15 protein-coding genes and 1 tRNA gene are annotated in these 14,414 nt (G+C 39.0%); 9 read left to right on the top strand and 7 right to left on the bottom strand.

What is annotated here, in order from left to right; translation table 11 throughout:
- Positions 1 to 850: 850 nt before the first annotated feature.
- The gene (locus MUN87_RS20560; protein WP_244743611.1) at positions 851 to 985 is read right to left on the bottom strand and encodes a lmo0937 family membrane protein; all 135 of its coding nucleotides are present in this window, start codon (positions 983 to 985) and stop codon (positions 851 to 853) included.
- 220 nt (positions 986 to 1,205) lie between these two features.
- Here MUN87_RS20560 and MUN87_RS20565 point away from each other — a divergent pair.
- The 4 genes from MUN87_RS20565 (at position 1,206) to MUN87_RS22390 (ending at position 4,833) form a co-directional block, all read left to right on the top strand.
- Positions 1,206 to 1,279 (top strand) — tRNA-Gly (locus tag MUN87_RS20565).
- Positions 1,280 to 1,435: 156 nt separating this feature from the next.
- Positions 1,436 to 3,136 (top strand): ABC-ATPase domain-containing protein, encoded by a 1,701-nt coding sequence (locus MUN87_RS20570; RefSeq protein ID WP_244743613.1) that lies wholly within the window; start codon positions 1,436 to 1,438, stop codon positions 3,134 to 3,136.
- Positions 3,137 to 3,163: 27 nt separating this feature from the next.
- Positions 3,164 to 4,303: a tRNA epoxyqueuosine(34) reductase QueG gene (gene queG / locus MUN87_RS20575; RefSeq protein ID WP_244743616.1), complete on the top strand. Its 1,140-nt coding sequence runs from the start codon at positions 3,164 to 3,166 to the stop codon at positions 4,301 to 4,303.
- A 20-nt stretch (positions 4,304 to 4,323) separates the two neighbouring features.
- Positions 4,324 to 4,833 (top strand): methylated-DNA--[protein]-cysteine S-methyltransferase, encoded by a 510-nt coding sequence (locus tag MUN87_RS22390; RefSeq protein ID WP_305037415.1) that lies wholly within the window; start codon positions 4,324 to 4,326, stop codon positions 4,831 to 4,833.
- A gap of 58 nt (positions 4,834 to 4,891) precedes the next feature.
- Here the strand turns inward: MUN87_RS22390 and MUN87_RS20585 are convergent, their stop codons facing one another.
- Complete coding sequence (locus MUN87_RS20585) at positions 4,892 to 5,062, bottom strand: hypothetical protein (RefSeq protein WP_244743618.1); 171 nt, start codon at positions 5,060 to 5,062, stop codon at positions 4,892 to 4,894.
- 364 nt (positions 5,063 to 5,426) lie between these two features.
- Positions 5,427 to 5,789 carry a hypothetical protein gene (locus MUN87_RS20590; protein WP_244743620.1) on the bottom strand — a complete coding sequence of 121 codons (363 nt, stop codon included), beginning with the start codon at positions 5,787 to 5,789 and terminating at the stop codon, positions 5,427 to 5,429.
- 194 nt (positions 5,790 to 5,983) lie between these two features.
- On the opposite strand from MUN87_RS20590, the gene MUN87_RS20595 reads away from it, so the two are divergent.
- The 4 genes from MUN87_RS20595 to MUN87_RS20610 all read left to right on the top strand — a co-directional run bounded on the left by MUN87_RS20595 (position 5,984) and on the right by MUN87_RS20610 (position 8,671).
- Entirely contained in the window at positions 5,984 to 6,811 is an 828-nt protein-coding gene (locus MUN87_RS20595; RefSeq protein WP_244743622.1) for an amidase domain-containing protein, read from the top strand.
- Positions 6,812 to 6,880: 69 nt separating this feature from the next.
- Positions 6,881 to 7,354, top strand: a complete 474-nt coding sequence (gene trmL, locus MUN87_RS20600) for a tRNA (uridine(34)/cytosine(34)/5-carboxymethylaminomethyluridine(34)-2'-O)-methyltransferase TrmL (RefSeq protein WP_244743625.1) — start codon at positions 6,881 to 6,883, stop codon at positions 7,352 to 7,354.
- A 64-nt stretch (positions 7,355 to 7,418) separates the two neighbouring features.
- Positions 7,419 to 8,075: an HD domain-containing protein gene (locus MUN87_RS20605; RefSeq protein WP_244743627.1), complete on the top strand. Its 657-nt coding sequence runs from the start codon at positions 7,419 to 7,421 to the stop codon at positions 8,073 to 8,075.
- A gap of 2 nt (positions 8,076 to 8,077) precedes the next feature.
- Complete coding sequence (locus MUN87_RS20610) at positions 8,078 to 8,671, top strand: histidine phosphatase family protein (protein ID WP_244743629.1); 594 nt, start codon at positions 8,078 to 8,080, stop codon at positions 8,669 to 8,671.
- 977 nt (positions 8,672 to 9,648) lie between these two features.
- Here MUN87_RS20610 and MUN87_RS20615 read toward each other — a convergent pair.
- The 4 genes from MUN87_RS20615 to MUN87_RS20630 all read right to left on the bottom strand — a co-directional run bounded on the left by MUN87_RS20615 (position 9,649) and on the right by MUN87_RS20630 (position 13,083).
- Positions 9,649 to 10,359, bottom strand: coding sequence for a hypothetical protein (locus tag MUN87_RS20615; protein WP_244743631.1), 711 nt, complete (start codon positions 10,357 to 10,359; stop codon positions 9,649 to 9,651).
- Positions 10,352 to 11,212: an ATP-binding cassette domain-containing protein gene (locus MUN87_RS20620; RefSeq protein ID WP_244743633.1), complete on the bottom strand. Its 861-nt coding sequence runs from the start codon at positions 11,210 to 11,212 to the stop codon at positions 10,352 to 10,354. The genes MUN87_RS20615 and MUN87_RS20620 overlap by 8 nt, the downstream gene beginning before the upstream one ends.
- A complete protein-coding gene (locus MUN87_RS20625) occupies positions 11,193 to 11,576 on the bottom strand; it encodes a GntR family transcriptional regulator (RefSeq protein WP_244743635.1) in 384 nt (127 codons plus the stop codon). The genes MUN87_RS20620 and MUN87_RS20625 overlap by 20 nt, the downstream gene beginning before the upstream one ends.
- Positions 11,577 to 12,639: 1,063 nt before the next feature.
- The gene (locus tag MUN87_RS20630; RefSeq protein WP_244743637.1) at positions 12,640 to 13,083 is read right to left on the bottom strand and encodes a DUF5392 family protein; all 444 of its coding nucleotides are present in this window, start codon (positions 13,081 to 13,083) and stop codon (positions 12,640 to 12,642) included.
- A 154-nt stretch (positions 13,084 to 13,237) separates the two neighbouring features.
- Between MUN87_RS20630 and MUN87_RS20635 the strand changes: the two genes are divergently transcribed.
- Positions 13,238 to 13,957, top strand: a complete 720-nt coding sequence (locus MUN87_RS20635; protein ID WP_244743639.1) for a metallophosphoesterase family protein — start codon at positions 13,238 to 13,240, stop codon at positions 13,955 to 13,957.
- Positions 13,958 to 14,414 lie beyond the last annotated feature (457 nt).

Genomic DNA, 14,414 nt, shown 5'->3' on the forward strand with positions numbered 1-14,414 from the left:
TATATTTATGTTAAGAAAACTGCGGCATTTAGCGAGTGCCGCAGTTTTGCTTAGCAAGTGAGAAAGTATAAAAGTACAGTCATAGAGGTAATCATGTAAATATAAGTTGGCTTCTTATAATATGGGTTATGTTAACTAGCCATCGCTAGCCAAGCAGCCATATTGAGATATTTAATGTGCTGGGATACCGCTCCGTCCAACCACTCCGCGTCCTGCGGGGCACGGCTGAAGCTAACTTTGTGAAGAAGGGCACTTCACAAAGTGGATCTTCAGCGCCTGCCTGTCCCGCGGGAGTCTACGTGGTTGGCCTCCGCTAAAATTGGTACTCTACAACCTTTGTAAGATATAGGCATCATCCCTATAACAGGAATTGAATGATTAACATAATGCCTAGAACCACTACTTTTAGCTGTTCCATACGTTGTAGCACTTCCCTTAAGCGTAGGAAATAGGCGGAGACTCCCGTGGAATCAGCGCGAGCTGAAGATCCATTTATTTGTGCCTGTGTCTGCTAGTAATGCTTCGAAGTGAGCTTCCTCGGCACAAGGCAGCACAGATGTTATTCAAGTAGTAGCCTAGCTGAAGCCGTGCCCACAGGACGCGGAGCCTATTTCCGGAGCTTTGCAACGCAGATAAAATATTTCAAAATGACCGTTTTGCCATACAGCCTTAGTTAACATAATCCATATTATAGGAAGTTGTAGTTGTTTATTAACTAAGTAGATTAGGACCGGGCGGGTTATGCCCGGTTTTTCAAATACATCTAAATTTTCACTGAGTTGTGCTTCTTCATTGCTAACATTTTATACTTTCCAACGTAAAATAAAAATAACGGGGAATTTCCCCGTTATCATTTTCGTATCATTTTTGCAATAAACACTACCAGTGCGATGACTAATAAAATATGAATGAGCCCACCAGCCACTTTAAATAAAAATAAGATCAGCCAAGCTACTAATAATATACCAATAATAGTCCAAAGCATGTCTATCTCTCCTTTAATTCTATTGATGATATGTATAAGGTACCCATTACGAATAAAAATAAAACTTTTTCCCGAAAAATCTTGCATTATCGACAATTGGTTGTTATAATTTTAAACATAGTTTCGTTAAGGAAATGTAAATGCTTCTTAACATTTTATTTAATTTTTACATAAGATACAAAGTGTAACAAAGTCAACTGAATAGATGAATGATTTACATGCGGGTGTAGTTTAGTGGTAAAACCTCAGCCTTCCAAGCTGATGTCGAGGGTTCGATTCCCTTCACCCGCTCCATACATAGGTGTGAACGTAGTGTTTCGTTTTTAAATGAAGCATTACGTTTTTTTATTGGATGCAGAAGAGATGCGATACTTTGAATTACTTGATTATTCTTGATCATAGATTGTATTCTAATGGTGAAACCATATTAGTTAGAGGAGTTCTGATTGCATGAATAAATTACAACAACTCTTAAAAGATATTGACGGAAAAGGCTATAAAGCATACAAATCGATACAAGGCAGTTATTCCTTTCATCGTTATGAGATTTGTGTCGATTATGTGCAAGGAGATCCATTTGCCTCACCTTCCAAAATTAGAATCATTATTCCAAATGCATATCGCCAAATAAAAGAGGAGTGGAAAGAGCATAAGCAGCGGAATATATATGTAGCAGACCATCTAGCCAGGACGGTGGCTGATGCGATTTCAACAGCTTCCAATCAGTCAAAAGGATCTGGAAAAAGTGGGTTAATTCATATCGATAAACCTGGTCAGGAAATTTTGGAACGAACAGCAGTGCAAATAAAAGACGACAAAACAGTAATTTGTCTCTCTATCGGTCTTCCCGCGAACGGTCGAAAAATAAATGGGAAACAAGCAGAAACACTCTTCTTAACAACGATCCCATCCATTTTAAGAAATTCTATTTTTTCAGTAACAGATGAAGCGTTAGAAAAGAGTGCCCAGCTTGCCGATCAACATGTTGCAATTCGACAAAAAATGAAAGATAATAATTGGATTGCCTTCATTCAAGATGGTGCTATTCTTCCGAGACAAAGTGGTATTAGTAATAAACCGTTAAAACAGGCGGTACCATTTAACAGCCCTGAAGAAAATCGGGTTGCTTTTACCATTCCACACCGTGAAGAACAACTCACAGGTATGGCCATTGAGAAAGGCATCAGCTTAATTGTCGGTGGAGGCTATCATGGTAAGAGTACATTGCTCGAGGCTTTGGAACGTGGCGTATACCATCATATTACAGGAGACGGTCGTGAGTATGTTTTAACCGATCCAGCCGCTGTCAAAATCAGAGCAGAAGATGGCAGACAAGTTACTTCGGTAAATATATCAGCCTTTATAAATGATTTACCTCATGGACAAGATACCAAGCGGTTTACAACGGAAAATGCCAGCGGTAGTACGTCACAGGCGACAAATGTGGTAGAAGCAATGGAAGCAGGAGCAAGTACATTACTTATCGATGAAGATACAAGTGCTACGAATTTCATGATCCGTGATGCAAGAATGCAAGCGCTGGTTCATCAGAATAAAGAACCAATTACCCCATTTATAGATAAGATTAAACAGCTGTATGATCAACTAGGATTATCTACTATTCTCGTAATGGGAGGGTCAGGTGATTATTTTGAAGTGGCAGATCATGTCATTATGATGGATCAATACCAGCCAATTAATGTAACGGAGCAGGCAAGAAAGATAGTGGCTGATTATCCTGTTTCAAGAAAAAAACAAATAGATGAGCTCGACAATAACATGAATAACCGTGTCTTCTTACCAAACAGCCTGGCGTTGCAAAAAGGGAAAAAGAAAAAAGTCCAGGCCAAAGGTCGTTCAACTATTATGATGGGACAGTCAACGATTCTTCTGCAGGATGTAGAACAATTGGTGGATGACTCTCAGACACGAGCGATAGCGGAGTTGTTACGTCATTTGGATGCTAAAGGAATGTTGAAGCAAGATAGAACCTTAGCAACATTACTCGATGATATCGAGGCATTACTGGACAATAAAGGCTTGCAGGCATTATCACCATTTCCAGAACAACACCCTGGTGACTTGGCAAGACCGAGACGGTTTGAAATGGCAGCATGCTTAAATAGAATGAGAACGGCAAAGATAAAATAGACGACGAACAAAAAGGAGGGTGGCGCAATGGCATATCAAGACTTGAAAGAAGCAGTTATTGCTTATAGTAAAGAAATTGGCATTGATCAGATTGGGTTTGCCAGTGTTGAACCATTTAAAGAATTAAAAGCAAGATTAGAAGAACAACAAGCGTTAGGTTATGCATCGGGTTTTGAAAAGGGGACCCCTGAAGAGAGAACCACTCCGAGAAAGCTGCAGCCTGAAGCTGAATCAATCATTGCCATTGCGCTCGCTTATCCAACGAAACTAAAAGATGCTCCTAAAAGTGTCAAAGGTGACCGTCGTGGTATGTTTTGCAGAGCGTCCTGGGGAACCGATTATCACGAGGTACTTCGAGATAAATTAAATAAGCTCGCTGCTTTTTTAGAAGAACAAGTTTCTGACTTTTGTCATACATCAATGGTAGATACAGGTGAATTATCTGATCGTGCCGTTGCAGAACGGGCAGGTGTAGGATTTAGCGGTAAAAATACGCTGATTATTTCACCTGAGTTTGGATCGTATATTTATTTGGGCGAGATGATAACCAATATTCCATTTACACCAGATCAACCGATTGAAGAGGGATGCGGTACTTGTACGAAGTGTCTTGATGCATGTCCAACCGGAGCGCTTGTGGAGCCTGGCAGACTGAATGCTCAACAATGTTTGGCTTTCTTAACACAGACGAAGGGATTCATGCCAGATGAACACCGTGATAAATTAGGAAATTTCATTTATGGATTTGAAACGTGCCAGGCGGTATGTCCGTACAATAGAGGTGTTGATTTTCACCATCATTCTGAATTTGAACCAGATCCGGAATTAGTAAAACCACGTTTAACAGATTTACTGAACATCTCTAACAGGGAATTTAAAGAAAAATTTGGTGCAATGGCTGGCTCTTGGCGTGGCAAAAAACCGTTGCAACGAAATGCGATTCTCGCGCTAGGACATTATAAGGAAACATCGGCACTTGATCAGCTTATCGATTTAATGAACCATGATCCAAGGCCTGTAATTAGAGGCACCGCAGCATGGTCGATAGGGAAAATGGACACGGAATCTGGGTTCCGAGCGATTCAGCAGGCAATGACGTATGAAACAGATCCAGAAGTAATCGTAGAAATGGAAAAAGGTTTACGATTTAAAACGATAAAGCAATAGTTTTACTGGGAGGATTGTACATGGATGCATTATACTTTATGGAATACCAGTCTCCAATAGGGCCAATTCTGTTGCTGAAGCAAGGGGATCAGATTGTCTACATTAAATATGGCAGTTTGCGAGAAAAAGAAGCTGATGTTCGCAAGTGGTGTCAAAAACACGGATTGCCATTGGAATGGCATGAATCTTCGGAGCGTTTTGATGACATTGTTATCCAATTAGAAGAATATTTTCAGCAAAAGCGTACAACTTTTACGATTCCATATAAATTTTATGGTACGTCTTTTCAACAAAAAGTGTGGCAGGCACTAGCGACAAAAGTAGATTACGGAAAGACATGTTCGTATCAGGATATCGCCAATTATATAGAGTCACCAAAGGCTGTTAGAGCAGTTGGCGGTGCAAATAATAAAAATCCTATTTCAATCATCGTTCCTTGCCATCGAGTAATTGGCAAGAATGGAAAATTAGTTGGATATGGTGGCGGTCTTGATAAAAAAGAATATCTCTTATCATTGGAACAAAAGTGAAACATGTGGGAGATCTCTGATCTCCCACATGTTATGTAGGCTTGTCCAGCCGTTTTAATTATTCAGTTGCTTCGTCAGTGGATTCTTCAGTAGATTCTTCATTTTCATCGTTTGTAGCATCTTCAGTTTCTGGTTCTTCAGAATCTCCTTCACCTTCTTCTGCACAAGCAGTCAGAAAGCTAGCAGACAACATTGCTACCGCAAATATAGATAACCATTTCTTTTTCATCTTCACCCCTCCTTTTTTCCGGTCTACTTATATATACGATATAAAATTCCGCTTTGATACATATATTAACAATACTTAACAATTTTTACAGTTGGTTAATAAAATCAAATAGGGTAAGTGAAAAAAGCGATCGGATTCATATGCATGAAGATGTGAGAACTTTGAGGATAAGACGTGTCGAAGAGAAAGCAGTCGTCTGAAGATAGAATTGTTTATATAACACGCTTCCCTCCATCCCTAGATAGTGTAGTGGTTTATCAAAAAACACCCATCATTCAAAGATTACATTTATATTTACAATACGCAATAAAAGGTTCCGATTCACCTGCGATGATCGGAACCTTGAAGATGTCCTAACTAGCTATTATTCGGTTTGGGTTTCTTCATCTGTTGATTGGCTATCCTCGTTCATAGAACTGTCATCAGTTGTACTGTCTTCACTCATCGCATCATCTTCTTCAGTTGCGCCATCTTCACTCATGGAATCATCCTCAGTCGATCCTTCTTCACTCATCGATCCATCTTCAGCCGAAGAACCATCTTCTTCAGTTGCCCCATCTTCGCTCATAGAGCCATCTTCAGTAGCGCCATCCTCTGCTGGTGCCTGTTCATTTGTTGAAGAGTCATCCGCTGGTTCATCTGATTCACCTGATCCACATGCTGCTAATACTCCTGTTGATAATACGGCTACACCTATCATTGAAAACCATTTTCTTTTCAAGTTCATATTTATTTTCCTCCTTGTCATTTGTTCACAAAACACATTCCCAGGATAAAACGTAAGTAATCATAAAAAGGGTGAAATTAACGTTTTGTTAACCAAATTGAAATGTTCTGTAAAAATCAGTAACCTGGCGATATCTGATTTTTGCAATACTTAGTCTTCAATTTGAATATATATGAACCAAGGAGGGGATCGTCATGTCAGAGTGGGACTTAGTAAAACAATATTGGAAAAAGTCATGGCACTATCAACAGCCCTTAACTAGAAAAAAAGAGTTACACCAAAAAAACGGTAAAAAAATGAAACACCTTGATCTGATTGGTTATAAACAACACATCGTAACCGAGAGAAACCAGCAAAAACTTCACTATCGATTATTATATAGAATGTTAATAGATGATCATGGACAGTATTATCATGAGGAAATGATCGAAGAACGTGTAGCAGCATTGGTGGGAGATCAAGTTGTTGCTGATCAGGAAAAGAAGGTAGCAGACAATACAGATCGTCCCAAAATTATAATAGATGAAACGAGAAGCAGATTTGACTATGATCGGCGAGCGGCTGTTCAATATGCTGAACGATGGTGGAATGATGCAAACCCAGCCTATCGATATTTTGCTGAAAATGACTGTACCAATTATATTTCACAATGTATGCGTGCAGGAGGTGCACCGATGACAGGGGCACCTAATCGCTCTAAAGGATGGTGGTATCAAGGAAATAATTGGAGTTATTCCTGGTCGGTAGCTAATTCGTTTCGGTGGAATTTGAGCGGAGCTACATCTGGTTTAAAAGGTACAGAAGTATCTGACCCGAGAGATTTATTGCCTGGCGATGTTATTTGCTATGATTTCGAAGGTGATGGCAGGTGGGATCATAACACAATTGTCGTAGCAAAAGATAGTCAAAATATGCCCCTGGTTAACGCACATACTAACAATAGCCGTCATCGTTACTGGACATATGAGGATTCTGCAGCATGGACACCTGAATGTGATTACCGTTTTTTTCGGATAGGTTAATGGATCGTACAATGACCAAAAATTGTGGTATAATAACTAGGTTAGTAAGTCATATATGAGGTGAAAAGATTGGCAGTACATGTAGTATTATTTCAACCAGAAATTCCTGCAAATACAGGGAATATTGCAAGAACCTGTCTTGCAACGAATGTTCATCTGCATTTAATTCGTCCACTTGGTTTTTCGACTGATGATAAAATGTTACGACGAGCAGGTTTGGATTATTGGCACGATGTGAAGGTTCATTATTATGATTCACTCGATGAATTATATGCAGTATTTCCTCAAGGAGCATTTTATTATATAGAAAACTTTGGTACCAAATATTATTCGGATTTTGATTTCAGTAATAGTGATCAGGATTTATTTTTTGTCTTTGGCCGGGAAACGAACGGGATACCAAAGGAATTATTAGCAGGAAAAGAAGATCGCTGTCTGCGGATTCAAATGACTGATAAGGTTCGCTCACTTAATTTATCCAATACTGCAGCGATAATCGTCTATGATGTTATGAAGCAACAAGGATTTCCAGGATTAGAGTAAACCACAGCAGCTTTGTTGTGGTTTTTTCCCATACTAGACGTACCCATTCATAGGAGGTGTCAGATTGGAACAGGAACAAGTGATAGATGCAACAGAAAATTTTGTTAGACAAACATTACTCGGCGAAGAATCCGGGCATGACTGGTATCATATTGAACGTGTGACAACTACTGCAAAAAAGCTAGCTGCAGAAGAAGGAGCAAATCTCTTTATTGTTACTTTAGCTGCACTATTACATGATCTGGCCGATGATAAAGTAGTAGACAGTGAAGACGAAGGACTGCGAAACATCCAGAATTGGTTATTAGATCATCAAGTGAATCAAGAAGATCAAGAACATATTTTAATGATCATTTTACATATGTCATTTAAAGGCGGAAATGGAAAGTCACTAGAAACGATAGAGGGACAAGTCGTACAGGATGCCGATCGGTTGGATGCAATTGGTGCAGTAGGGATTGCCAGGTGTTTTACCTATGCTGGAAAGAAAGGACAGCCAATTTATGAACCAGATCTGGCAGTGCGGCAGGAGATGAGTGTTTCTGAATATCGTCATGGGCGATCAAGTGCTATTCATCATTTCTATGAAAAGTTGCTAAAACTGAAAGAGCTTATGAATACCAGATCAGGTTATCGCATGGCAGAAAAGCGCCATCAACTGATGGAATTATATTTAGATGCTTTTTTTGAAGAAATAGGAGAACTGGAAAGGGGCCGTTGATTATGACAAATATTTATCTCGTCAGACATGGTGAGACCGATTGGAATGCGCTTGGTAAGATTCAAGGACAAACAGACATACCATTAAATAATGATGGAAAGTCACAAGCCGATGAATGCGGCCGGTATTTGCAAACATTAGAATGGGATATGCTGATTAGCAGTTCTTTGAAACGTGCTAGTGAAACGGCCCAGATCATTAATAAATATGTCCAGCTTCCATATGTAGAAATGGATGCGTTTAAAGAACGAAGGTTTGGTGCGGCTGAGGGAATGACGGTATTTGAGCGTATGGAAGCATTTCCTGATGGTGTGTACCCTAATGCGGAAGAGATGCCAGAATTGACGGAACGAGTTGTTGCAGGATTGGAAGAAGTTCATCAACGCTATACCGGTAAGAGAATTATTCTCGTTGCACATGGTGCAGTCATTAATGCATTGCTCTCACATTTTTCAAATGGTGCCATCGGTTCTGGAAAAACCAAGCTTGTTAATGGCTCGCTTAATCTGATGGAACGGTTAGAAGAAACATGGCACATTCATCATTATAACCAAACCACACACTTAACGTTATACAAAGAAAAGGGTTCTGTATAGTACATATAAGACCTGCCAGCTTGAATTCTTTACAATAGTCAAAGCAATCTCTCAAGGTTTCAGCAAATAAGAAAAAGAATGTATATAAGTGTAGTCATAGCAGTAATCACTTTGAACATGAATTTTAGTTCCTATAATATGGATTATGTAAACACAAAGGCTGTATGGCTGATTGGTCATTTTGATATCGTTTATCTGCTTAGCAAAGCTCCGGAAATAGGCTCCGCGTCCTGTGGGCACGGCTTCAGCTAGGCTACTACTTTGAACTACTCCTTTGCTGCCTTGTGCCGAGGAAGCTTACTTCGAAGCGGTACTTGCAGACACAGGCACAAACTAAGTGGATCTTCAGCTCGCGCTGATTCCACGGGAGTCTCCGCCTATTTCCTACGCTTAAGAAAAGTGCTACAACGGATGTAACAGCAAAAAGCAGTGGTTCTTGGTATTTTTCAATAGCTATTATATATGCATGAAATCAATATGCTAGCTCTGACAAAAATTGTAGAGTCCCAATTCTAGCGTAGGCCAACCACGTAGACTCCCGCGGGACAGGCAGGCGCTGAAGATCCACTTTGTGAAGCGCCCTACTTCACAAAGTTAGCTTCAGCCGTGCCCCGCAGGACGCGGAGTGGTTGGCCGGAGCGGTATGCCAGCACATGAATCATTTCAAAATAAACACTAAGCTGTTAGTTGACATAATCCATATTATAGGAAGTTGTTTATTAATGAAGTCAATTAGGACCGGGCGGGTTATGGACGGTTTTTCTTATAAGTCAAGAAAGTATAAATTTTGGGCTATATGATGTTCGCTGACAGAAACGGCCACGTCCGGCTCCAGCGCCCAGAGACTAGGCGACTTCGCGAAATCGCCCTACGATAAGTCATCATCGATTCGCAAGTTCACCGTGATTCCTTTATCTCAGTTGATTCGCTCCACTCGCTACGTCTCTAAACGGGTGCTTGCGCCTTTGTTCATGCTTTTATTTACTAGTCGTTTTATCAATGACACTTGCTTTTGAGACTGTCAGCCACAGAAACAGTCCAATGATGACAAAAAGTACTATTAGTGATGGAAAGCGGTACTGAGGATTATCAACTGCGATAAAATGTATAAATGTAATTAATTGTACCCCAACCGGTTTGATTATCATGAGAGCAGGGATAATCGCCAATAGTATAAATCCGACCTTCTGACCAAATCTAAAAAAGATACTGCCTATTAAAATAGCTAATCCAAAGAACAGCAGATAGAGAAAAAATTCATAAAGAAAGATCTCTCCTTTATTGAAACCATTCATCAATAAATCCGTCATGCTAATGTAGCTAAAGTTCTCCAGTTGGAAAACTGTGGTTAGCCCGTTTATTATCCAGGAAGATAACTGGCTGATGACAGTCATTGCCAATGCGAAAGCGATCATATATATTAATATCGATAGCAGAAAACTATATCGGTCTAATCCAAGCTTGATAATGTGCGGGAAAGAGTCTTTAAAGAAATTCAGTCCATAGATTAGACAAAAAATAGTTGCAGGAACAACATTTATTCCTGACATTGTGATGCTGCTAGATAATGATACAGCCATAATAAGCGTTAGACAAATAAAGCCGAAATAGATACACCAAAAGATAGAAATAGTCGTCCAGGATGTTTTCCAAAAATAGTAGAAATTCAGATTTAGTTTATTAAGCATCTATTGTCACTCCTTCATTAGTTAAGTAAACAAATAATTCCTGTAATGAAACTTTTTGGAACGATAACCCTGCAGTGGTCCTTATTTGATCCTGGTATAGCACAACAGTTTTCTTGCCTAATAAAGTGGTGGAGTGTATGATGTTTTTTCCTATAGTTACTTGATCGACCGTTTTGGCAGGTCCGCTAACTAATGTGTGATTTTGTTCCAGACTTTCAGCGGTTTCATGTAATAATAATTTACCTTGTTTTAGGATGACTACTTCTTCGAATAATTTACTTACTTCGTCGATTAGATGAGTAGAAAGAATGATAAGTCTAGGATTCTCTTGATAGGATTCCAATAATAAATCATAAAAAGTAGAACGAGAAGAGGCATCTAATCCAATATATGGTTCATCGAAGATTGTAATTGGTGCATTGCTTGCTAATCCAACAATGATGCCTAAAGCTGAATACATTCCTTTTGACAAGGTTTTTACTTTTTGATTAGGTTTCAATCGAAATAAATTTCGTAATCGTTCGGCATATTCATGGTCCCAATATGGATAAAACATCGATGAAATTTTTAGTATATCCCGGACTTTAAATTTGTCATGGAAATTATTACTTTCCATAATCAGGCATATTTCTTTCGTTAAGGTGTGTTGATTAAATGGGGTAATGTCATTGATGGTAAGTTTTCCGCTGGTCTGTTGAAAATGACCAGCTAATAAGCGAAGCAGAGTAGTTTTGCCTGCGCCATTATTTCCTAGAAGTCCAATGATTTTCGGTCCGTCAATCGTTACATTTAATTGACTAAGGGCATGCTCACTCCGATAATTTTTAGTCAAATTAGTTGCTTTTATTATCATTTTCCATTTCCTCCTTAATCCAAGCAATTAATTGTGTTGAATTAAATTCTATTCTGTTGGCTTCTTGCAGCATTGGCTTAACAAATTGCTCATAAAATCGTTGCTTACGTTTAGCAAGAACAATTTGGGTAGCTTCTTCTGAAACGAACATACCGACACCTCGTTTCTTGTAGATGATCGATTGATCGACTAACAGATTAATACCTTTAGCTGCTGTGGCAGGGTTGATCTGATAATGTTTGGAGAATTCATTAGTTGAGGGTATCTTCGTGTGAGCAGTTAACTCTCCGTCAATAATGCTGGTTTCAATCATTTCTGCTATCTGTAAAAAAATAGGTTGGTCTTCCTTCAATCGGTCTGTCAATGTTTGGTTCACCACCTCATGGGTTCGTTAGTCATGTAATTAACTATAGAACATAAAGGGAAGAATTGCAAGCCTATTTTGAGAAAATTTTATCACGGTGCTAACCGTCTGTAAGACTCTCACTGCTAGCTTCGAGTATCACAAAGAAGCTAAGTGGGTGTAAATAGACGCTAACACTCTGAAAAGTTTCGCTAATGATCAGTGGGGATCAAAAACCCCCGCTGATCAAAGTCTCACTTTAAAAATCATGGAGGCAAATGGCGTGGAAAGCAACAAAAACCCATAAGAAAAACCGGGCATAAACCACCCGGTCCTAGTTGACTTCATTAATAAACAACTTCCTATAATATGGATTATGTCAACTAAGGCTATATGGCAAAACGGTCATTTTGAAATATTTTATCTGCGTTGCAAAGCTCCGGAAATAGGCTCCGCTAATGGGAAGTACTACACGATTGGAACAGCTAGAAGCAGTGGTGCTAAGCAATGTATTACATCAATTATGGTGTAAATCTTGCAGATAGTGCTTCATATCCTAGCTGTCGCATAAATTGTGGAGCTATACATCAGCGGAGGCCAACTACGGAGACTCCCGCGGGATTGTGCAGGTGCTGGAGATCCACTTTGTGAAGCGTTCTTCTTCACAAAGTTAGCTCCAGCCGTGCCCCGCAGGACGCGGAGTGGTTGGACGGAGCGGTATCCCAACACATTAAATATCTCAATATGGATGCTTGGCTAGAGATGGCTAGTTTACATAATCCATATTATAGGAACCTATCTTCCTATTCAGCATGATTACTTCTACGACTGTACTTATATACTTTCTTTGCTTATAAGAAAAGCCGGACATAACCTCGTCCGGCCCTAACTAACATATTATAAGAACCTTTTTCCTATCCGAAAAACCCTGTCTCTCATGTGTCGAGAGGACAGGGCTTTTTGGATGTTTATCACGGTGCTAATCGTCAGTAAGACTTCCGCTGCACGCTTCGAATATCACAAAGAAGATAAGTGGGGGTCAAAAACCCCCACTTATCAAAGTCTCACTTTATTTGTTTACTTCTTAATCTTCCATCATCTTTTTCCGTTCATTCTCTTCATTTAAGAAATTCAGGAAAGTCTGCAATCCCATTTTTGGGTGTGATTTGATCAGTGAAATATAATCCTTCTTTTTGTAGTCATTTACATGATTGCTCTTTTCAATCCTTGATACGATATGCTCCATTTCTAATTCTCTAATTTTTTTCTTGATATGCTTTGATTCTTTATATAAAGCCAATCCTACTGCAGCCATTAGAGCATAGACGATGACAATAGCTACCATGCCGTTGTCAAACCCACCGAAGAATAAGAAGAAAATTAAATTCAAGATCGAGATCAACAATAAAGGCATTGCAAACATCATATATCTAGCATTCTTTTTCATTAAAGGACCTATTTTATTAAAAAGTTTCTCTAATTCTATCTTCATAAATGACGGTACATCCTTTGTAAAAAACGAAAACATGTTGAAAACCTCCTTGATCCAGTTTTACATGACATGAAATACCTATAAAACATAAAGTCTTTCTATACTATATTATATGTGGAGGCAGTTATGAACGTCAAATCTTTGATTTTCTGTCAATCATTGATTTATCATGTACAAAGGAGGCGATAGAATGAGATTAGCGTTTATTTCAGATATTCACGGAAATGCAGAAGCATTAAAAGCAGTCCTCGATGACATGGAAGCAAAGCAAGTCGATCGCATCGCGGTTTTGGGGGATATTGCCTATAGAGGACCTCAGCCTGCTGAATCTATTGAATTAATCCGTTCACTAAATACAGACGTTATTAAAGGCAATGCAGATGAATGGGTTGTGCGAGGAATCCGTGAAGGTGAAGTCCCTTCAAAGGCAAGAGAAACGATGATTCAGGAACAGCAGTGGACATACGAACAGTTGTCGGAAGAACAAATCGATTATTTATCCAATCTCCCTACAGAGTTAGTAATAGAAGAAGAAGGTATACGACTTCATGCCTTCCATGCAACACCGGATAGCTTATTTAATGTAGTGACTCCACACGCTTCCGATCAGGACCTATTAGAAAAATTAACCGAACGGGAAGATGCGGACATTTATTTATATGGTCATATTCATACGCCGTATCAGCGAAACGCACAAGGGAAAACGATTATTAATATAGGTAGTGTAGGCTTACCATTTGATCAAATTACAAAAGCATCTTATGTGATTATTGATATCGTGAACGGGCAAGTTCAGACTAGTAATGTTCGTGTTCCTTACGATATCGATAGAGTGTGTCAGCAATATCAAGAAACTGATTATCCAAACAGTGAATTTATGCAAAATATTATTCGCTCTGCCAATAATTAAATGGCCATTCCCAAGTAACCTTTTACTTGGGAATTTTTCATCTGTCTCCATTTAATGATTTTGACATTTTGAAGTGCGTAGTAATGCTCCGAAATTTCTTCTTCTAACAGAGTATGTTTCAGCTCAAAAGTTACTTGTGTTGCTACCTCGTTACAATTACCTAGAAAAGCTTCGTTTGGAATAGGAGAACACTGACTAAAATGTTCATTTTTCAGTGATAGTATTGACTTTTTTTTAGATCCGTTTTACGATTACTGTTAAATCCGCACTAATTTTGTTAACCCCTGTAAATAAATGATTACCCACCCGAGAAGATAGTTCTGAATCAGAGCTGAACCCCATGTAATGGAAGCGTTTTTTTGACAAGTAAAAAGTATAAAAGTCCAGTCATAGAAATAATTAATGCTGAATAAAAAGTTGTATATTAATTACATCCATTAGGACCACGAGTTATTTC

It is taken from the genome of Gracilibacillus salinarum, assembly GCF_022919575.1.
In the GTDB taxonomy this organism is placed as follows: Bacteria; Bacillota; Bacilli; order Bacillales; family Amphibacillaceae; genus Gracilibacillus; species Gracilibacillus salinarum.

What these genes read in the sequence shown, in the direction of transcription:
- MUN87_RS20560 (WP_244743611.1), bottom strand. Translation starts at nt 985, where the DNA reads ATGCTTTGGACTATTATTGGTATATTATTAGTAGCTTGGCTGATCTTA.
- MUN87_RS20570 (WP_244743613.1), top strand. Translation starts at nt 1,436, where the DNA reads ATGAATAAATTACAACAACTCTTAAAAGATATTGACGGAAAAGGCTAT.
- queG (WP_244743616.1), top strand. Translation starts at nt 3,164, where the DNA reads ATGGCATATCAAGACTTGAAAGAAGCAGTTATTGCTTATAGTAAAGAA.
- MUN87_RS22390 (WP_305037415.1), top strand. Translation starts at nt 4,324, where the DNA reads ATGGATGCATTATACTTTATGGAATACCAGTCTCCAATAGGGCCAATT.
- MUN87_RS20585 (WP_244743618.1), bottom strand. Translation starts at nt 5,062, where the DNA reads ATGAAAAAGAAATGGTTATCTATATTTGCGGTAGCAATGTTGTCTGCT.
- MUN87_RS20590 (WP_244743620.1), bottom strand. Translation starts at nt 5,789, where the DNA reads ATGAACTTGAAAAGAAAATGGTTTTCAATGATAGGTGTAGCCGTATTA.
- MUN87_RS20595 (WP_244743622.1), top strand. Translation starts at nt 5,984, where the DNA reads ATGTCAGAGTGGGACTTAGTAAAACAATATTGGAAAAAGTCATGGCAC.
- MUN87_RS20610 (WP_244743629.1), top strand. Translation starts at nt 8,078, where the DNA reads ATGACAAATATTTATCTCGTCAGACATGGTGAGACCGATTGGAATGCG.
- MUN87_RS20615 (WP_244743631.1), bottom strand. Translation starts at nt 10,359, where the DNA reads ATGCTTAATAAACTAAATCTGAATTTCTACTATTTTTGGAAAACATCC.
- MUN87_RS20620 (WP_244743633.1), bottom strand. Translation starts at nt 11,212, where the DNA reads ATGATAATAAAAGCAACTAATTTGACTAAAAATTATCGGAGTGAGCAT.
- MUN87_RS20630 (WP_244743637.1), bottom strand. Translation starts at nt 13,083, where the DNA reads ATGTTTTCGTTTTTTACAAAGGATGTACCGTCATTTATGAAGATAGAA.
- MUN87_RS20635 (WP_244743639.1), top strand. Translation starts at nt 13,238, where the DNA reads ATGAGATTAGCGTTTATTTCAGATATTCACGGAAATGCAGAAGCATTA.